Source organism: Cerasibacillus quisquiliarum, assembly GCF_014202495.1.
GTDB lineage: Bacteria > Bacillota > Bacilli > Bacillales > Amphibacillaceae > Cerasibacillus > Cerasibacillus quisquiliarum.
This window is the reverse complement of sequence record NZ_JACHHA010000017.1, coordinates 1-19,871: the sequence shown is the minus strand read 5'-3', so window position 1 is coordinate 19,871 and position 19,871 is coordinate 1. Positions and strand designations below refer to the sequence as shown.

At 36.2% G+C, this 19,871-nt stretch carries 22 protein-coding genes; 16 read left to right on the top strand and 6 right to left on the bottom strand.

The features are described 5' to 3' along the window. The first annotated feature begins 2 nt into the window (after nt 1-2). From HNQ35_RS12855 to moaA, 11 genes are all read left to right on the top strand, one after another. Complete coding sequence (locus HNQ35_RS12855) at nt 3-2,387, top strand: heavy metal translocating P-type ATPase (protein WP_146938763.1); 2,385 nt, start codon at nt 3-5, stop codon at nt 2,385-2,387. A 31-nt stretch (nt 2,388-2,418) separates the two neighbouring features. Beyond that, a complete protein-coding gene (locus HNQ35_RS12850) occupies nt 2,419-2,622 on the top strand; it encodes a cation transporter (protein WP_146938764.1) in 204 nt (67 codons plus the stop codon). A 66-nt stretch (nt 2,623-2,688) separates the two neighbouring features. Next, nucleotides 2,689-3,150 carry a transcription elongation factor GreA gene (greA, locus tag HNQ35_RS12845; protein WP_146938765.1) on the top strand — a complete coding sequence of 154 codons (462 nt, stop codon included), beginning with the start codon at nt 2,689-2,691 and terminating at the stop codon, nt 3,148-3,150. Nucleotides 3,151-3,198: 48 nt separating this feature from the next. Beyond that, complete coding sequence (locus tag HNQ35_RS12840) at nt 3,199-4,311, top strand: GAF domain-containing protein (RefSeq protein ID WP_146938766.1); 1,113 nt, start codon at nt 3,199-3,201, stop codon at nt 4,309-4,311. A gap of 14 nt (nt 4,312-4,325) precedes the next feature. Then, nucleotides 4,326-4,733 carry a hypothetical protein gene (locus HNQ35_RS12835; RefSeq protein WP_146938767.1) on the top strand — a complete coding sequence of 136 codons (408 nt, stop codon included), beginning with the start codon at nt 4,326-4,328 and terminating at the stop codon, nt 4,731-4,733. A gap of 551 nt (nt 4,734-5,284) precedes the next feature. Then, nucleotides 5,285-6,304: a ThiF family adenylyltransferase gene (locus HNQ35_RS12830; RefSeq protein ID WP_146938768.1), complete on the top strand. Its 1,020-nt coding sequence runs from the start codon at nt 5,285-5,287 to the stop codon at nt 6,302-6,304. A 53-nt stretch (nt 6,305-6,357) separates the two neighbouring features. Then, nucleotides 6,358-7,614: a molybdopterin molybdotransferase MoeA gene (locus HNQ35_RS12825; protein WP_146938769.1), complete on the top strand. Its 1,257-nt coding sequence runs from the start codon at nt 6,358-6,360 to the stop codon at nt 7,612-7,614. Continuing rightward, entirely contained in the window at nt 7,611-8,117 is a 507-nt protein-coding gene (gene mobB, locus HNQ35_RS12820) for a molybdopterin-guanine dinucleotide biosynthesis protein B (protein ID WP_246118122.1), read from the top strand. Before HNQ35_RS12825 ends, mobB begins: the two co-directional genes overlap by 4 nt. Then, nucleotides 8,114-8,566 carry a molybdenum cofactor biosynthesis protein MoaE gene (locus HNQ35_RS12815; RefSeq protein WP_170226739.1) on the top strand — a complete coding sequence of 151 codons (453 nt, stop codon included), beginning with the start codon at nt 8,114-8,116 and terminating at the stop codon, nt 8,564-8,566. The genes mobB and HNQ35_RS12815 overlap by 4 nt, the downstream gene beginning before the upstream one ends. Next, nucleotides 8,563-8,796: a molybdopterin converting factor subunit 1 gene (moaD, locus tag HNQ35_RS12810; protein WP_146938771.1), complete on the top strand. Its 234-nt coding sequence runs from the start codon at nt 8,563-8,565 to the stop codon at nt 8,794-8,796. The genes HNQ35_RS12815 and moaD overlap by 4 nt, the downstream gene beginning before the upstream one ends. Nucleotides 8,797-8,833: 37 nt before the next feature. Continuing rightward, entirely contained in the window at nt 8,834-9,841 is a 1,008-nt protein-coding gene (moaA, locus tag HNQ35_RS12805; protein ID WP_146938772.1) for a GTP 3',8-cyclase MoaA, read from the top strand. 34 nt (nt 9,842-9,875) lie between these two features. Here moaA and HNQ35_RS12800 read toward each other — a convergent pair whose 3' ends face one another. The 3 genes from HNQ35_RS12800 to HNQ35_RS12790 form a co-directional block, all read right to left on the bottom strand. Beyond that, nucleotides 9,876-10,955 (bottom strand): AI-2E family transporter, encoded by a 1,080-nt coding sequence (locus HNQ35_RS12800; protein WP_146938773.1) that lies wholly within the window; start codon nt 10,953-10,955, stop codon nt 9,876-9,878. Nucleotides 10,956-11,303: 348 nt separating this feature from the next. Beyond that, on the bottom strand, nt 11,304-11,807 hold the full coding sequence (locus HNQ35_RS12795; protein ID WP_146938774.1) for a hypothetical protein: 504 nt from the start codon (nt 11,805-11,807) through the stop codon (nt 11,304-11,306). Next, complete coding sequence (locus HNQ35_RS12790) at nt 11,804-12,331, bottom strand: RNA polymerase sigma factor (RefSeq protein WP_146938775.1); 528 nt, start codon at nt 12,329-12,331, stop codon at nt 11,804-11,806. Before HNQ35_RS12790 ends, HNQ35_RS12795 begins: the two co-directional genes overlap by 4 nt. A 155-nt stretch (nt 12,332-12,486) precedes the next feature. On the opposite strand from HNQ35_RS12790, the gene HNQ35_RS12785 reads away from it, so the two are divergent. Together HNQ35_RS12785 and HNQ35_RS12780 are read left to right on the top strand one after the other, a co-directional pair. After that, complete coding sequence (locus HNQ35_RS12785) at nt 12,487-12,984, top strand: matrixin family metalloprotease (RefSeq protein ID WP_146938776.1); 498 nt, start codon at nt 12,487-12,489, stop codon at nt 12,982-12,984. 23 nt (nt 12,985-13,007) lie between these two features. Then, a complete protein-coding gene (locus tag HNQ35_RS12780) occupies nt 13,008-13,667 on the top strand; it encodes a hypothetical protein (protein ID WP_146938777.1) in 660 nt (219 codons plus the stop codon). 227 nt (nt 13,668-13,894) lie between these two features. Here HNQ35_RS12780 and HNQ35_RS12775 read toward each other — a convergent pair whose 3' ends face one another. Continuing rightward, nucleotides 13,895-14,875, bottom strand: coding sequence for an arsenic resistance protein (locus tag HNQ35_RS12775; protein WP_146938778.1), 981 nt, complete (start codon nt 14,873-14,875; stop codon nt 13,895-13,897). A gap of 176 nt (nt 14,876-15,051) precedes the next feature. Between HNQ35_RS12775 and cwlD the strand changes: the two genes are divergently transcribed. Together cwlD and salA are read left to right on the top strand one after the other, a co-directional pair. Beyond that, nucleotides 15,052-15,771: an N-acetylmuramoyl-L-alanine amidase CwlD gene (gene cwlD, locus HNQ35_RS12770; RefSeq protein WP_146938779.1), complete on the top strand. Its 720-nt coding sequence runs from the start codon at nt 15,052-15,054 to the stop codon at nt 15,769-15,771. 123 nt (nt 15,772-15,894) lie between these two features. Continuing rightward, the gene (salA, locus tag HNQ35_RS12765; RefSeq protein WP_146938780.1) at nt 15,895-16,953 is read left to right on the top strand and encodes an iron-sulfur carrier protein/transcriptional regulator SalA; all 1,059 of its coding nucleotides are present in this window, start codon (nt 15,895-15,897) and stop codon (nt 16,951-16,953) included. 65 nt (nt 16,954-17,018) lie between these two features. Here the strand turns inward: salA and gerD are convergent, their stop codons facing one another. Next, a complete protein-coding gene (gene gerD / locus HNQ35_RS12760; protein ID WP_146938781.1) occupies nt 17,019-17,645 on the bottom strand; it encodes a spore germination lipoprotein GerD in 627 nt (208 codons plus the stop codon). Between the two features lie 149 nt (nt 17,646-17,794). On the opposite strand from gerD, the gene HNQ35_RS12755 reads away from it, so the two are divergent. Further along, entirely contained in the window at nt 17,795-18,499 is a 705-nt protein-coding gene (locus HNQ35_RS12755; RefSeq protein ID WP_146938782.1) for a KinB-signaling pathway activation protein, read from the top strand. 85 nt (nt 18,500-18,584) lie between these two features. Here the strand turns inward: HNQ35_RS12755 and pdaB are convergent, their stop codons facing one another. Further along, complete coding sequence (gene pdaB, locus HNQ35_RS12750; RefSeq protein ID WP_146938783.1) at nt 18,585-19,343, bottom strand: polysaccharide deacetylase family sporulation protein PdaB; 759 nt, start codon at nt 19,341-19,343, stop codon at nt 18,585-18,587. Nucleotides 19,344-19,871 lie beyond the last annotated feature (528 nt).

Here is a 19,871-nt window from a genome sequence, read left to right as displayed (position 1 = left end):
AAATGGATAAAGATAAAAAACTCACGGTCGGTGTAACTGGTATGACTTGTGCGGCATGTTCGAGTCGCATTGAGAAAGTGTTAAATAAAATGACAGGTGTTGAAGCGGAAGTTAATTTAACGACAGAAAAGGCAAGTATTCATTATGACCCAGATAATGTTTCTGTTGATGAAATTACAGCTAAAATCGAACATTTAGGCTATGGTGTACAAGTAGAAAAAGCTGAATTCGATGTCTATGGTATGACTTGTGCGGCATGTTCATCACGGATTGAGAAAGTATTGAACAAACAACAAGGTGTGCAAAAAGCATCAGTCAACTTAGCAAATGAGACGGCCGTCGTTGAATATTATCCAGGTATAATCGAAAGAGAGTCAGTCATTGATACGATTCATCGTTTAGGTTATGAAGCAAGTGAAAGAAAAGCCGAAAGTGACAAAAAGTCCCATCAAGAAAAAGAGATAACAAGAATGAAAATAAAACTAACCGCTTCAGCTATCTTATCACTGCCTCTTTTATTAACAATGTTAGATCATTTATTCGGGATGACGATTCCTAATTTATTACTTCATCCATGGTTCCAGTTTGTCTTAGCGACACCAATTCAATTTATAATAGGGTTTCAATTTTACCAAGGTGCTTATCGTAGTTTACGAAGCGGTAGTGCCAATATGGATGTGTTAGTTGCGCTTGGGACGAGTGCTGCATACTTTTACAGTCTATATGAAGCGATCAAAACAATCGGTAACCCGACATATACGCCACACTTATATTTTGAAACGAGTGCCATCTTAATAACACTTATTTTATTAGGAAAGTATTTAGAAAAGAATGCCAAGGCAAAGACGACAGATGCTCTCTCAAAGTTACTTCATCTGCAAGCGAAAGAGGCACGTGTTATAAAAGATGGACAAGAAGTGATGGTTCATATTGATGAAGTGAAAGAAGGAGACTTATTATTAGTTAAGCCAGGCGAGAAAATACCAGTCGATGGTATTGTTGTAAAAGGTCGAACTTCTGTTGATGAATCAATGCTAACTGGTGAGTCGATTCCAGTAGAAAAAGACATCGAATCGACTGTTATTGGTGCCACACTTAATAAGAGTGGCGCTATTGAGATGAAAGCAACTAAAGTAGGAAAGGATACAGCACTTGCTTCAATTATTAGAGCAGTCGAGGATGCGCAAGGGTCTAAAGCACCGATTCAACGTATGGCGGACGTCATATCTAGTTATTTCGTTCCGATTGTCGTAGTCATTGCGATTATAACTTTCACTGTTTGGATCACGCTTGTGACACCAGGTGATGTCGAACCGGCTCTTGTTAGCGCGATAGCTGTTCTTGTAATTGCTTGCCCGTGTGCACTCGGTTTAGCAACTCCGACATCCATTATGGTAGGAACGGGAAAAGGTGCGGAAAATGGGATTCTTTTTAAAGGTGGGGAACATTTAGAGCGCACCCATAAAATTAACACGATGATTTTAGATAAGACGGGAACAATAACAAAAGGAAAACCAGAAGTGACAGATTATACAGGAGATAAAGATATTCTACAATTAGTAGCTAGTGCCGAAAGAAGTTCAGAACACCCACTTGCTGAAGCGATTGTCGCCTATGCAACAGAACAGTCAATCGACTTACTTGAAGTGGATGATTTTTCTGCCATTCCTGGTCACGGTATAGAGGCGAAGGTTTCCAATCATCATGTGCATGTTGGAACGAGAAGACTGATGACAAAGATAGGTATTGATGTATCTCATCTCGAAGCAGATATTCAAGCCTTCGAGTCGGAAGGAAAAACGACGATGCTTATCGCTATTAATCGCGAGTATCAAGGGATGATTGCTGTAGCAGATACATTAAAAGAAACCGCACGCGAAGCTATCGAACAATTAAAGTCTGATGGCATTGATGTGTTAATGCTAACAGGTGATAATAAACGGACAGCTGAAGCGATTGCTAAGCAAGCAGGAATTGACCGTGTCATCGCAGAAGTTCTTCCAGAGGAAAAGGCTGAAAAAGTAAAAGAGATACAACAACAAGGAAAAGTCGTCGCTATGGTAGGGGACGGTATTAATGATGCCCCTGCACTAGCAACAGCTGATATTGGAATTGCGATTGGAACGGGAACAGAAGTAGCCATTGAAGCAGCGGACATAACCATTTTAGGTGGCGAATTATTACTTATTCCGAAGGCGATTCGTTTAAGCCACGCAACAATACGAAATATTAAACAAAATCTGTTTTGGGCTTTAGCTTACAATAGTGCTGGGATTCCGGTTGCTGCTTTTGGATTATTAGCCCCGTGGATTGCAGGAGCGGCGATGGCTTTTAGTTCTGTTAGTGTTGTAACGAACTCGCTTCGCTTGAAACGAGTCAAGATATAAAGTAATCTATTTTTGAAAGGAGATTTGTCTCATGAAAACAACATTAAAAGTACAAGGTATGACATGTGAACATTGTGAAGCCGCTGTTAAAGGCGCGCTTGAAGGTATAGAAGGTGTTACACAAGTTGAAGTTCATTTAACGAGTGGAGAAGTCGACGTGACACATAAATCAGATGTTCATGTACAAGCTTTACGAGATGCTGTTGAAGATCAAGGTTATGATGTCGAACAATAAAATAGAAGCTGATTTCCTACAAATGATTGGGAAATCAGCTTTTTTAATAAATGAGAGTGATAGCAGATGAAATACCCGTTGACTGAACAAGGTTTGAATAAATTAAAGGAAGAGTTAAAAACGCTTGAATCTGTGAAACGTCCAATAGCAAATAATAGAGTGAAAGCGGCGCGCCGTTTTTGTGATTTCAACGAGAATGCGACATTTCAAGAAGCCGTGCAAGAACTCGCACAAATAGACAAACGCCGCAAACAAATAGAACATATCATTCGTCATGCGACCATTATCGAAAAGGATACGAAGGAAACAACAATTAAATTAGGAAGTACTGTTACCTTTCAAGAATTGCCTCATCATCATACAGAGACCTATACGATTGTCGGAAAAGCGGAAGCGAATCCTCTAGAAGGATCGATATCAATTGAATCCCCTTTTGCCAAAGGATTGCTAGGTGCTAAAAGGAATGATATCGTTCCAATCTATACGCCAGAAGGTGAAATAAAAGTAAAAGTATTAGCTATTTATTAACATGTTGATTTAACATTTCATGCTAAGATAAACAGAGGGGGTGTATGAATGGAGAAGAAACGTTTAAAAATTATCGAAAGACTCGAAAAACATTTACGCAAGACACGCCGCGAAATGATTAAGATGGATACAGAAGAAGAGGCGATCCAGTTTTTAATTGACTCTTTTATAGATGAACTGTATTGCGATTTTGTCGGGATCATTCTAGTACAAGATGATGAATTTATACCAAAAGCATGGGAAGGTGACGTTTCCAGAGTAGAAACGGTCTTTCCACTAAAAAGAGCTCACTGTTCCCCTAAGTTAGTATCGCAAAGTTTACGGTATGTCGATAAAGATTTATTAGGCAATTGTCAACTTTCGCGGCATTTAGAAGATGTAGGCGTTGAGACGTGGTTTACCGTTCCATTAATCGATGGAGAGAATAAGTTTGGATTTTGTATTATCGGTTTTTATACATATATACCTTTACTAGATATGTATCATATTTTTGATGAGTTTGGGCAAGATGTTGCAGTAGCGATTTCTTTAGCACGTCAAAAGAATAAACAACTACAAGAAATAAAAGATTTTGATTGGGTCAAGTACTTTTCAATCCATACATCTTTAGAAGAAAGCATTCGTGAATTTACATTACGTGCGGCACATATGACAAATGCATCTTCGGTCTGTTTTTACTTGTACAATGAGAGAGAAGGTTATTTTAAATTACAAGAACCTACTTTAGGGGATGTAGATTTTAAGGATAAAGTTTTTGTTAATCAGCATAATACACTTGGAACATATTTCTCTTACTTTGAACAATCAGGTGGTGAACAATTAACTATTCCTATTGTGATTGATTTAGAAATTCTCGGCGTCTTACACGTATCAGATAAGGCAGATGGATCGGTTTTCACAAAAGCTGACCAGCGTGCTTTGCGTCTATTAACAGATCATATCGCTATATTATTAGAAAATACAAGGCTATACAATCGAGAGAAGGAACAAAGAAATCGTTTAACATACTTATTGGACTATCAACAAGCGCTCGTACAAGAGACGGTAAGGCATGATGATTTATACGGCGTAACGAAGATGATTAGTGATTTGTTTAACCAGTCGAACAAAATCGTAAACAATTATTATCCACTCCAACCATCAATGAACATCAAGTATTAGATAGGGAGCAGGCGATGTTAAGAAGAGCAAAACAAGTTTTTCAATATGTGCTTTACGAGTTACATGACACATTCGGAGATAAGCTTGAGTTGGAACAAGAATTATTAGTCGATTTAGCAAATATTGTTGGCTATATTTATAACATGGAATCCGCCATTTTACGAACAAAAAAGGCGATACAAGAGACAGGAGAAGAAAAGAATCAGCTAAAACGTCTTTATACAGAAGTATATGTCCAAGAGACGATGGAAAAAGTAATAACCAACGCAAAACACGCTCTTTTAGCCATTGATGAAAATGACTCACAATTACAAGTACGAGCTACTTTAGATAAGTTTTTACATCAAGTGAGTGTTAATTTAATACCTAAAAAACGCGAGATTGCTAGACAGCTTATAGAAGAAGAAAAGTATGTTGTATAAATATAAGATACTAAAATAAAAATGAAGTTTAGTATAAAAACAAGATATATTGAAACGTGTAATCTAAACTGTGTAAGTTGAAGAGAAATGCTCTTTGCTTTGCAGTTTAGATTTTTTTAATAAATGATCTTAAGTTAAAATCTTTGCCGTATAAACGATGATAAAGTTGCGTTATTTGATTTAATTTATAAAAAAAACTATGATTGAGATGAACAATGTTCGTATAAAAGAACTCAGATTGTTTCAGAATTCATTTTTCTTAATCGCTACAGGTAATACATAAAAAAGTATTGTATTGCCACTGTCTACCATACGAGCTGTATTAAATTTTAATCGTTTATCTTGTTAAATGTATAACAGTGTCATGCGAGTTATCATCAATTCTCGTCAGTGATACGTTATGTCGGTACGTTTAGTGATATTACAGATGAAAAAGCATAAGTACTAGGTCTTATTGTTGTGGTGTTACGATGACTCTCGTCTCTATAGGCGAGAGTCATTCGGCTTGTAAAAAATAAGATGTGCATTTGTTTTGAAAGGAAGAGACAATCATGAAGGAGAGGTACTCACGCCAAATATTATTTAAACCGATTGGCGAAAAAGGTCAAGAAAGATTAGCATCCTCCCACGTCGTCATCATCGGCTGTGGGGCTTTAGGTACAACAACATCTGAGATGCTTGTTCGAGCAGGTGTCGGAAAACTAACGATAGCAGACCGTGATTATGTTGATATGTCCAATCTACAACGTCAGCAATTATTTACAGAACAAGATGCATTGGAAGGAACGCCAAAAGTCATTGCTGCTAAACGACATTTAGAAAAGATTCGAGAAGATGTTAATATCGAGACTGTTCTCGATCATGTCGATGGACCGTTATTAGAACAATTGGTTATAGATGCTGATCTTATTATCGATGCGACTGATAATTTTGAGACACGTCTGTTAATCAATGATGTTGCTTGGAAACATGGTATTCCTTGGATTTATGGAGCGTGTGTGCAAAGTACAGGCGTTGTGTTTCCGTTTGTACCAGGGAAAACAGCATGTTTTCGCTGCTTATTACCTGTTTTACCATCTGTTAGCCAAACATGCGATACAGCAGGAATCATTGCACCAGCTGCACAAATGGTTGCTTCTTATCAATGTGCTGAAGCATTGAAATGGTTGACCGGTAATGAGGAAGCCCTACGAACAAAATTATTGCATTTTGATATTTGGAATAATTCATTTGTTGAAGCAGGTATTTCTCGGATAAAAAATCCAGCTTGTCCGACTTGTTCTCATCAGCCGACATATCCCACCTTAACGAAGCAAGAAGGTGCAAATTATGCTGTCTTATGTGGCCGAGATACGGTACAAGTTATTCCAGATTCAGAACGAAAGATGACGATATTTGATGGAGAGATAGTTGCAAGGCGATTAGGGTTGACCTATCGTTTAACAGATTTTTTCATTGAATTTCATATAGATGATTATCGCTGCATTTTATTCCAAAATGGTCGTATGTTAATTCATGGCTTAAAGGAAATTTCAGAAGGAAGAAAATTATATCATCAATTATTCGGTTAAATAAAGACATGATATCATGTTATTAATAATAAAGGTTATTAGGGGGAGCTATCATGGTAAAATTAAGAGAGCCAATACCTGTATCAGAAGCAATTAATCGTGTATTAGAACATGTGATGCCTTTAGGGGAAGAAAAGGTAGCCCTTGAAGAGGCGTATGGACGTATTTTAAGTGAACCAATCATCGCCACTCATCATGTCCCACCTTTTAATCGCTCAGCATTTGACGGTTATGCGATTCGAGCACAAGATTCTACTCATGCTTCACCACAACACCCCGTATCATTTCGTGTGATTGGAGAAATTGGTGCAGGTCATGTCGGTGACAAACCAATCGGAGAAAACGAAGCCTATCGAATTATGACTGGAGCTCTATTACCTGATTCAGCAGATGCTATTGTAATGTTTGAGAATACAGTTGAGACATCTGATGGATTTCGCTTGATGGAGCCTTTAAAATCTGGAGATAATGTCTCGTTTAAAGGAGAAGATGCTAAGGAGGGTGAAGTATTAATTGAAGCAGGAACAAAGATTCACCCTGGAACAATTGCACTGCTCGCTACATTTGGTTATGCTGAGGTAAAAGTTGGCAAAAAACCTGTTGCAGGTATTGTTGCGACTGGAACAGAATTATTAAATGTCAGTGATCCATTAGAACCTGGTAAAATACGTAACTCCAATGGTCCGATGATCCAAGCCCAATTAGATCGTATGGGGATTGAAAGTAAGTCGTATGGGATGATGGAAGATGATTTGGATGCATGTGTCCGGATTGTAGAGAGGGCATTGGAAGAGACAGATTTCCTTATCACAACGGGTGGTGTTTCAGTTGGAGATTATGACTATTTACCAGCTATATATGAACGTATTGGAGCGACTGTTTTATTTGATAAAGTCATGATGCGTCCAGGAAGTGTGACAACCGTAGCTCTATTAGGTGATAAATTATTATTCGGTTTATCAGGAAACCCATCTGCTTGTTTTACTGGTTTTGAGTTATATGCTCGTCCAGCTATTCAACGTATGATGGGAAGTACGGAACTGTTTTTACCACATATGCAGGCGACATTAGGAGAAGATTTTACAAAGGCAAACCCTTTCACACGTTTTATCCGAGGTGTTTGGGAAATGACGGATGAAGGTATTATCGCTCGCCTTGCTGGTTTTAATAAGTCAAATGCCGTTTCTTCTATTGCACGTGGAAATTGTTTCATTGTTTTACCGAGCGGTTCAGAAGGATATACGAAAGGATGCCAAGTCGATATCTTGCTCTTAGGTTCAGAACAAGGAGAGAGTGTGTGGCGTCTATGAAAACATTACACGTCGTAGGTTTTAAAAACAGTGGTAAAACGACATTAGTCTCCAGATGGATTCGCCTTTTGAAACAAAACGGTTTTTCTGTTTCGGTTATCAAACAACACGGTCATCATGGTAAACACGGTAAACTTAAAATGCCTGATGCGAATACAGATTCGATGCAGTTTTTTAATAATGGGGCTGATTTATCGCTTGTTTCCGGTGGCGGTGCAGTCCAAATAATGTTAAATGAGTCGCCGGATTTTCAGCGCTTAAAACAATTAGCGACCATTGACAACCCTGATGTATTACTAGTTGAAGGTTTTAAAGAAGAAATCGGTCCTAAAGTTGTTTTAGTGAAAGAACAGGCTGACTGGGAGACTCTAAAAAACTTACAGACGATACAATTAGTTGTCGGTTTAGCAGATGGAGCGACATCTTTTCCACAAATTTCCTCACGAAATAATGAGGAAGAATTGGACCGATGGTTGTTTAGCTGGATGGGAGTGGAATCATGATGAAAAAACCATTTGAAATAGTAACAGAGCCCATTGAGATTCAACCGTATATTGATTATGTTCTTCATCCATATCAAGGTGCTGTAACGGTCTTTACTGGTCATGTGCGCGAGTGGACACATGGTGTTCGGACGTTATATTTATCTTATGAAGCGTATGTTCCGATGGCCGAGAAAAAGTTAGCAGAAATTGGTGCGGAAATGGAAGAGAAATGGCCCGGCATTAAAGTGGCAATCGTTCACAGGATTGGCGAATTACACATTTCTGATATAGCCGTCCTCATTGCTGTTTCATCTCCACACCGAAAAGCGGCTTATGAGGCGAATGAATACGCCATTGACCGGATTAAAGAGGTCGTACCGATTTGGAAAAAAGAAATATGGGAAACAGGTGAACAATGGATTGGCGCTCAGAAAAAATATCCCGAACAAGGAGAGGTAAACAAATGATTAAAGTCATTTATTTTGCTGTTGCTAGGGAGATGGTAGGAAAAGGTGAAGAGACGTTAAAAGTCGAAAACTTAACTGTGAAACAATTACTTGAATGGATCGGATCGTCTTATCCAGCATTTGATCAAACGGGTATGCAAGTCGCTATTAATGAAGAATATGCGATGTTAGACGATACGGTAAAGGCTGGCGATGTTTGTGCTATCATTCCACCAGTAAGTGGCGGTTAATGAATATTAAATGAACGATAAGAAAGGGGTGGATACGATGGAAGCAATAGTCGATAAATTAGGACGACCGATTCGCGATCTACGCATTTCAGTGACGGACCGTTGTAACTTCCGTTGTACGTATTGTATGCCGAAAGAAATATTCGGCGATGATTATGCTTTTATGCCTAAGGATGAACTATTATCATTTACGGAAATTGAACGCATGGCACGTATTTTTGCATCTCTTGGGGTGAAGAAACTGCGAATAACTGGTGGAGAGCCGTTACTCCGTCAGCATTTACCAGAACTTATTAGCCGATTACATGATATACCAGGAATTGAAGATATCGGATTAACAACAAATGGATTATTATTAAAACGCCACGGCGAGGCACTTTATGAAGCGGGTTTACGGCGCTTAAATATAAGTTTAGACGCATTAGACCCTGAATTATTTGGTGAAATTAATGGTCGCGGGATTAAGCCAGACTTGATTTTGAGCAATATCGATTTAGCAAAAGACATCGGCTTTACTATAAAAGTGAATATGGTCGTTGAAAAAGGTGTAAATGAAGCAGAAATCATCCCAATGGCCAGTTACTTTAAAGAGCGCGGTATAACATTAAGGTTTATTGAATTTATGGATGTTGGAAATGATAACGGTTGGTGTTTTGATAAGGTCGTGACGAAAAAGGAAATCTACAATAAATTGACAGAGCATTTTACTTTAAATCCTGTAGACCCTGATTATTTTGGAGAAGTAGCTAAACGTTATCAGTATACTGACAATGGTGCTGAAGTAGGCTTTATTACATCGGTTTCAGAGTCATTTTGTTCAAGTTGTACAAGGGCACGCTTGTCATCTGATGGTAAATTGTATACGTGTTTATTTGCAAATAGTGGCTTTGATTTACGTCAACTACTTCGTTCCGGACTATCAGATGATGAGATAAGAGATAAAATCATACAAATATGGAAAAATAGAGAAGATCGTTATTCGGATGAGCGAACAGAACAAACAGCCAAACGTAAAAAAATTAACATGAGCTATATCGGTGGTTAAAAAAACTCCCCTTTTCATGGTTTGGGGAGTTTTTTTATACTTCACGATTGGCAGCGATTTTAATTGCTTGTCTTCTTTCGTATATATTTTTAGCAACAGCTTTCAGAACGGCATATGTTGGAATGGCAAGTAAAACACCTAAGAATCCAGCAATGTTGCCAGCGGCCAATAATAACGCAATGACGGTCAATGGATGAATATCTAATGATCGGCCCATTATATTTGGTGTAATTAAATTTGCATCAGTTTGTTGGGCAATGAGTGTAATTAAAGATACCCAAATGACCATCGATGGCTCTTGTATAAACCCGATAACAAGAGCAGGCACAAAGGCAATCCATGGTCCAATAAATGGAATAACATTCATGAAAAAAGCAAAAATCGCTAGTAACAGAGCGTATTTGAGACCTATAATAGAATAGCCAATGAATAACATAATTGATAAAAGAGAACTGATTAAGATTTGCCCTTGGATATATGTTTTAAGAACGGTATCGATATCATCCACTGTTTTTTGTACCCAGTTTTTTGTATCGCCACTGAAAAACTTAAGGATAAGTGGTTTAAATTTTTCATGATCTTTTAACATATAAATAAGGAAAAAAGGAACAAGAATTAAAATAAATGTCGCTTGTATCAGTGATTGAAAGAGTTGAATCATCCACTTTCCAAAATCAAACGCAAGAATATGTAAAGAATTAAGTTTTTCATTAATTGTTTCTTGGATACTCTCTGGCAATTCACCTCGACGTTCTAAGAGGCGGTCAGCTAATTGATTTATTTCCGTTACGATGGCAGGGGTATTTTTAATTAAATGATCAACCTGCTTGGCCACAGGTGGCCCGATAATTGAAACTATAAACCATATGCCAATAACCAAAATTAACAGGATAATTGAAATACTGCCCCATCGTGGTACCTTGCGATTTTCTAGAATGGTTTGTAAAGGGACAGATATATAGAAGAAGATTCCCGCTATTAATAATGGAACGAAGATGGCTTTTGCGATAATGAGTAGTGGTGACAGAATCCACTTAACCTCTGTAAAGTATTTAATGATGAGTAGGCTCAGTAATACACCTACGGCAACTTGAAACCAAAGCTTTCGTGTCATCACACACCCTCCATTTCTTAGCATCATCCTTAGTATACGCTTAAGGGAAGAGGCTGTCGACAAAACTTATAATAAATACGGGGCTGGGACAACGTACTAATGATAACTCCTTTTGATGATTGGCATCGTTTTGTTTGTTGCTGATTGTCGATATTGAACTGTTAATTCCCATTTACTGAGTATTGTTCCAGCCTCCTAAAAACATATGAAAGAATATACTCTTTTCCTAGAAATAGTTTTATTATAAGATACATGAATTTGTATATTTTTTTCTGATTGTTGTCTACTCCAATTATTCACATTCGATGTATTGGACTTCTATAAAAAAATCAAGTGCTGACAATAGAATTAATTCTCATTAAAGTTTCCTTTACTTGATTTGGTGAAAACTTTATATTCATTTTCACCTTTTCCTTTCGCAAGAATAATATTTTTGTCTTCTACAACATGATAAATAGATGTTCCCGCCTCTAAAAAGTTTGACGAAAAATCTTCTTCTGGTAAGGCATCTTCTTGCAACTTTGTTTTTACTTCGCCAATTTTATCACCTACAGTATAATGTGTAGAGTTAAGGTTACTATCATAAACATAATCTGTATTGCCGATTCTAAGGATTGCAATGGATGAACTAATTTCTTCATCAGCTATATCAATATCACGCATCCCGCCATTTGAATCTATAATGGTTAATAAAAATAGGGTCAACGCTACAACTATGGTAGGAATTGCTATTAAAGGCCATTTCCGTCGCGGCTTTGTCATTTCAGACTTTGCCTTTAGAACACCAGCTTGACTTTTTTCATGTAAATTCTTGGGTAGCTCAATCTTATTGATCTCTTTTTTTATTTTCATGTTTTATGCTCTCCTTTCAGATATTCTTTTTTAAGCTTATTTAAAGCTCGATAGAGAATAGACTTAGCGGTTCCTAAGGGTATTTGTAGAATTTCGGAAATTTCCTTAAATGTGTAATCTAGATAGAATTTTAAAAGTAATACACTCTTTTCATTTTCGTTCAAATCGTCTATTAAGCTTTTTAGCATTAAATTAAGAGAAAGATCCTCGGTCATAGCATTTACATTTTTCGTATATTCTTGATTTAACTCCAATACACGTTTGTTCATTTTAATAAAGTCAATCGAACAATTAATTGTAATCTTAATCATCCAGGTTTTAAAATACTCTGGACGTTTTAAGGTGTGAATTTTTTTAAATGATTGATACGCTACCTCTTGTACCACATCTAATGCATCATACTCATCTTTAAGATAAATAAAAGCCATACGATAAATATACTTTTCATACTTTTTAAAAATAATCAAAAACGAATCGCTATCACCTTTTTTAGCTCTTTTAATATGTTTAATAATAAAAATCACCCCCTCATTAAAACTCTCTATACATTAGACAATAAAAATCTTCATATGGCTTCAAAAATTTTTATAATTTTTTACATAACAAAAAGAGAATTCTGGAAATTCTGTGTAGAATATTATAACTGAAGTAATAAACTTTTAAAATGGAGGGGAATTTCATGGAGAGTAAATTTAGTATGAGTGTTGTGTTAGCGGTTTTTACTATGTTGCTTATTATACCAGTCACTAATGCTTCAGCAGCAGCACAAATATTGTCATGGCATTTAGTCGATTCAGGAAAACATTTGGATTGGGGTGGAAGTACAAAGTATCAATCATACTTCGATAGTGGAGTAAATGTTTGGAATGGTTATAAGAAGGGAGTCATAAGGAAAGATACAATCTTTACCATAGAAGATGTAAGAATTTCCGATTATACTGAAAAATCTAACACAGCAGGAGTTACATCATCAGCCGGAACTATAAAATTTAACAAATATACAATGGATAAACTTACGAGTACTCAAAAGAAAAATGTAGCTATTCACGAATTAGGTCATGCACTTGGATTGGCTCATAATACCTCAAATGACGTTATGTACAAGTATGTTTCTACTAATACGACGCTAAGCTCTAACGATAAAGCCTCTTACGATGCATCTTATAAAAGATACTAAAATTATAGAAAGGATGATAAAACATGAAATATAAGAAGAGAAAGTACGTTCTCCTATCAGTATTTTTCACAATGGCATTATTCCTATCTACAGCATGTTCTAGCACTGAAAAAAACGTATCTCTTGACAATAGTGAATTACAAACGATCATATTAGATGGTACTTTCGTAATAGACGTGGATAACCCTAAAGAAACAGTTGGGGATGCAGATTATGTTTTTCTAGCGACTGTTGATGAAGTAGTTAGCACTGAGCAAAAACATCAAGAAACCATAGAAACAACATTTGGAACAAAGGCAGTTTCATCTCCATACACTAACTTTAAGGTTACAGTATTAAAAAATATTAAAGGAAAATTAATAACAGATACTCCTATTTCTCTTCAAAAAGCGGGGGGAGTTAGTGCAGACAATACATCTCTAATTCTATATGAAGACGACAGTCTACCCGAAGTTGGAAAATCTTATATATTCTTGGCTTACGCACAGGATGATGGGTCATTATTAGTATCTGGTCCAAATTCGAATATATTGGTACCTAACCTTGATAAAGATGCTAAAAATAATAATGTGAATGATGTTTCTAAAACGTCTGATATTATTTCTGAATATGAGTTCGCTTATAAAAACCAAAAAGAGACGAATCGAGACAGATCTATTTCTGTCTATGACAGAGAGAACTAAACAAAATTAGGAGACTAAGAGATATTTAGCCAAGAATTAAGGTTTTTGAAGATAGTGTTCAATTTTCGGTAGATGACTGGAAGTGATTGTTGAGTTCTGTGTTTAATGGTGTCCTTTTTGGTTACTTGAAATAAGAAAATGATAACTAAAAGATAGCGTGGTACTATATCAAATGATAACAACAGGTACCACGCTTTAAATTCTATTTCCCTTTTTTCTCATTCCTGTTAAAGTGCTTCTTTCCACGCGGGATGCTCTTCTTTAAACCAAAACTTTTCGGAAACACGACTATAGTATGTGATGCTTTGCTGCTGAACGATAAAGGCTAATGTGACAATGAGAGCTGCTTCAGCACCAAAAGTAGTAGCAGCTAATCCAATTGAAATAGATAGATTACGTAAAACGGTCCCATTGACAAGGGCAATGCCATCTTCACGATTAAGCCATTTCACCGCAACGGTCGTACTAATTAAATAATTAATGCCATAAAAAACAATTAACACAATGAGTGCAATTAATATTAGCTCTAAATTAGAAACGATCATCTTTGCTCGCATACTAATGCTCACAAAAACGACATATAACATGCCCCATACACTTAATGGAGCGAAATTCGGTTTAATATGTTTTTTAAAATGTTTGACCGATGTTTTTCTTAGTATGAGCTTATACGTTATTTGACCCAAAATCATCGGTATGAAGACGATTAATAGAATCGTTCGTACGGTCGCCCATATATTAATATCAATAAACTGGCCAACCATTAATAATAAATACCATGGAGCTAATAAAGACCCTAATAATAGTCCGAAAATCGTTAACTTCACGGCAAGTGTTACATTTCCACGCTGTAACATCGTCCATGAAATCGTCATGCCACTCGTTGGAAGTAAAGCAGATAAGGCAAGACCAGCGAACATAATCGGTCTTTCTTTTAGAAATGTCATTCCAATTCCATAAGCAACGAATGGAATGATGATGAAATTAATGATAATAGATATGAAGAGTGTTTTCGATCCTTTTAAAGATTTTAGTTCATTAAAATCAAGCCCGACCATTGTTGCATAAATCATAACCATCGTGGCAATTAAAATTGTAGGTCTTAAAAAAGATGTATCGACAAAAGACCCAATGATAAAACCTAGTACTAAAATAAGTGGAACACTCAACATTATGTGTTTTTGTGGAAAACGATAAAGCTTTTTCACTTAACATCCCCCTCAGTTCATATCAAAAATACCCCACCATGTATATATGATATTTAAAACGACATGAAGCAAACTGTCAAACAAACTGTTTCTATTCTTTTTTAGAGACGTGTCATAAGTCTTGTCCTTAACCCATAAACTAACAACAAGGCAGATTTATTAGGGAGCGTTGTCAGATGAAACGACGGATGAAGCGTCTAGCTTGGATGTTTGGTTTGATACTACTCATTTATTTAATACGATATCCACTTCAACCATTAAATTCAATGTGGAAAACATGGTCATTACCATTGACAGGTAAAAGGATAGTTTTAGATGCGGGTCATGGTGGACCAGATGGGGGAGCAGAAGGAAGAGACGGAACAAAGGAGAAGGATATTACACTACAAGTGGTAAAATATCTCCGCGACTATTTGCAACAAGCAGGGGCACTTGTTTATTTAACGAGAGAGACAGATGAAGACCTAGCTGACTCAGATATGAAAGGTTTATCTAGGCGAAAATCACAAGACATTAGGAGACGATTAGACATTATCCATGATAAAAAAGCTGACTTCTTTTTAACAATACATTTAAACGCGATGGCATCAAGTAAATGGCGCGGTGCACAAACATTTTATTACCCTAAGTTTGCAGAAAGTGCTCATTTAGCAAGAATGATTCAATCAGAAATTATTTATAATTTACAAAACACTAGTCGTGAAGCACTAACAATTAATAACGTTTATTTATTAAAAGAAGCAGAGGTTCCAGGAGCATTAGTGGAAATTGGTTTTTTATCAAATGAAGAAGAGCGAGAATTACTTAAACAAGAGGAATATCAATTACAAATGGCTAACAGCATATATGAGGGAATTTTGCGTTATGTAACCGAAGAGATTGAAAAAGTGGACTGAATGCCACTTTTTTTCTTATGATTCAAATCACTTAGGTTTTGTTTATTATATGTTATACTAACAAATGAATATGTTTTCATGAAAAGCTTAATAAAATATACGTCTAAAGGGAAGGTGTTCGTGGTGTTAACGAAAGAAGAGGTTCTTGAATTACTTAAACCGATAAAAGATCCGTTTTTACATAGAACGTTTGAAGAAACGAATGGAATAGTTGATGTTAATGTGAAGGAAGATCGTAAGCATGTCAGTGTAAAGCTTGCGATTGCTAAAATAAATACAGCAGAACAGATGCAATTACAGCAAGAAGTCGTCGCTGTATTAAAGAGAAATGGCGCAAGTACAGTCGGACTACGTTTCGAACAGTTGCCTGATGAAGTCATCCAAAAATTCCAACCGACAGCTAATAAAGAGAAGGAAGCTTCACTACTTGGTGGCAATCACAATACGAAGTTTATCTCGATTGCAAGTGGTAAAGGTGGCGTTGGTAAGTCCACTGTTACCGTCAATCTCGCTGTATCATTAATGCGCTTAGGGAAAAAAGTCGGGATTATCGATGCTGATATTTATGGATTTAGTGTGCCGGATATGATGGGAATAGATAAACGCCCCGTTGTCCGTGGAAATAAAATTATTCCGGTCGAGCGTTTCGGTGTAAAGGTTATTTCAATGGGCTTTTTCGTAGAAGATAATTCACCGATTATATGGCGTGGACCGATGCTTGGAAAAATGTTGACAAGCTTCTTTACAGAAGTGGAGTGGGGAGAATTAGATTATTTACTGCTCGATCTACCACCTGGAACTGGTGACGTGGCGTTAGATGTTCATGAATTACTACCAACTAGTCGTGAGATAATCGTCACGATTCCACATCCATCTGCAGCATTTGTTGCCGCACGTGCTGGACAAATGGCACTACAAACGAATCATGAAATTCTTGGTGTCGTGGAAAATATGGCATATTATCAAAGCCAAAAAACAGGTGAAAAAGAATACGTCTTTGGTCAGGGCGGTGGAGATAAGTTAGCAGAAGTTCTGAAAACGAAAGTCATCGGTCGTTTACCACTTATGCAACCTTATGAAGAAGAAGATGTATTTGCACCTTCCGTATATCAAGAAGACCACCCACTAGGGCAGGAATATCGCCGAATTGCAGCGAAAGTCATTGCTAAAATGGAAGATTAATGTAAAGCCATTTCTCTCATTAAACTTGAGTAGAAATGGCTTTTATATTATTGAATGCCTCCATCTCAACTCCCGTTGCTACTCTCATTTCCACCCCCGTCGTCACTTCCACTTCCACCACCGTCATTTCCATTTTTATTAGAAGGTCTTTGTGTTTCTGCCGCTTTAAGTAAGATTTCTTGAATTTTTGCTTGGAATAATGGGGAATCGAATGTTTTTTGAATGGATGCTTCTAAATGTTCATTATATTTTTGACTCCGCATCACTTTTAATAACTGCGCTTCCATTTCAGGGTTTTGAAGGAGTTCAATCATTTGTTTTTGGAACGCAGCATCTTTCATCAAGTCTTTCATTAGTTTTTTTAAGCTATCGTTCATTGATTCAGCATAACTTTTTACAAAGGTAGGATCTTCAAATAGCTTTTCCCACACTTTTTTTCCCTTTTCAGAGGCTAATGCTTGATTTATCGCTTTATGAACAATATCAGAATCCATGACGAGTTTTTCTTTCATTTTATCTTCTGCCATCATCTCTGAAAGGGCTTTTTTTCCTTCTTCAGTTTGTAAAATATCAATAACCATCTTTTTTGTCGTGTCATAATTCAATTCTTTTGTCGCTTGGTCTCCGCCGCATCCTATTAAAGAGAACAAAAATACACCTATAAATATGACGAGATGAATTGAGCGCCACATGTATAAAAACCTCCCATCTATCTCTTTTTAATATGGATATGATATGTAAAAATATGCACTTTATAAGGAAAAAACAGAGCGTTCATGTTAAAATACGAAAAGATGGATTCATAATAATATCTTAATTGCGTCGGTAGGAGGATATGATATTGGGTAGTAGAAATGTTGTGAAGATGTTTTTTCAGACACTCATTTTTGGCGGACTTGCTGGACTGATTACGAGTTTCTTCGTAAGAGCTGATCAATATAAACAGTACTTAAACCCGTTAGATTTAAAGGAATTGACAGGAATTATACTATTCTTTCTTGGCTTAGGTTTAGTTTTTACAGCTGTGAGTCAGACTGGCTTTTTTGCATATTTATTTATTAATCGTTTTGGTTTAGGACTATTCCGTTCGTTTTGGGGACCTGTACAAATTGTGCTCATTGCTTTTGTCTTATTCGATTTAATTTACTTTCCATATATAGGAGAGAACGGCCAATCATTAGGTCATCATATAGTTGTAGGATTAGCTATTTTATTTATTGGTCTTGTCGTTTCTTATATTAAGGCGAAGGAGACGAATAAATCTGCTTTTATTCCGACTTTATTTTTAATGGTCGTTATGACGACACTTGAATGGGTACCTGGATTAAGAACAGACGGTAGTGAATATAAATGGTTAATGATCGTCCCACTCTTACTCGGTAATGCTTATCAAATTTTAATGCTTCATCGTTTGCAAGAACCAGAAAAAATAAAAGCAAGTGAAGAAAGACGTCGCCAAGCAGCGCTGAAAAAAGAGGAAGCGGCTAACCAAAAGAATCAGAAGAAAAGTGATAAGCTAAACGATAAAAAACGAAAAAAATCCTGATATTGTATCAGGTTTTTTTCATTTGAACATAAGTGGCTTTTATCTTCTCACTTGTTTCCGCCATTGCCAGTTATATGTTTTTTTCTCACTCTACAAGCTTCGCCTTGGCCTTAGCTTGATTCATCATTTCCGAAATCGTTACAAATGTAAACCCCTTATTCTTTAATCCAGGTAAAATCGTTTTTAGTGCATCTCGTGTTTGTTTGACAGAGTCTGAAGCATGAAGCAATATAATATCACCATTAGATGTTTCCTTCATCACTGTATCGACAATTTTATCCACACCCGGGTTCTTCCAATCATGTGGATTGACATTCCAATGTGCCACTTTTAAATCAAGCTTTTCTGCTAAATCAATGACCTCTTCATTAAAATGTCCATTTGGTGTACGTAATAAATTTATATCAGGAAGCTCAAGCTTTTTAAAGATATCTTTGGCATAATTAAGATCTTTTCGTACTTGAGTAATATCCTGTTCGATATAGCTTTTATAACGATACCCGAGCATACCGACTTCATGTTCATCTTCAACGATTTTCTTTACAATATCCGGATGTCTTTCCGCCCATTCACCACTCACGAAGAAGGTGGCACGAACTTGATGGTTTTTAAGTTCCTCTAATATATGATGGGCTCTTTCTTCTCCCCAACTAATATTAAATGTTAAAGCAATATCTGATTCTTGGTCATTCCCTTTAACTAAAACTGCTGTTTCCTGATTAGAGAAAACAAAGAGTAATTTTCCTTGAGTTGTATATAGGAGGATTCCTAATACAAATGTAATTAAAAAAAGCACCCCAACATATTTCCACTTATCCAATCGCCAAACATAGAAATGGCCCATTTCACTTCCTCCTTAAATAGACAAGCTTTCTGTAATGTATGTATACGTGAAGAAGTGAAAAAATATGCTCGTTGTTAAGTAACGTTAAAGCATAAGAATTATAATCAACTCAATGAAAGACTTAGATATGTTTTATGAAATATATCATTGCTTTTGTTTAATAACTGTGTAAATGATTATTCAAATTCCCCTATTTCTATGATCTATTTAGTATGGTGAACTTTATAAAATGATTGTTAATGTTTTATAAAAAAATGAATAAAATTATTTATTTTATGTTGCATAAAAATATTATTCATGGTATAGTAATTTTTGTTGTCACTTCGACACATTAGAAGCAAAATAAAAAACTTTTAAAAAAGTGTTGACAACTATTTTTGAGTATGTTATATTATAAAAGTCGTCAAAAACGATGACTCTCAAAAATTGATCCTTGAAAACTGAACAGAACAACCAGTAATGTCAAGAAAAACAACCCTGTTTTTCTTTAATCAAATTGCTAAGATAAACGTTTATACGTTTAAAATA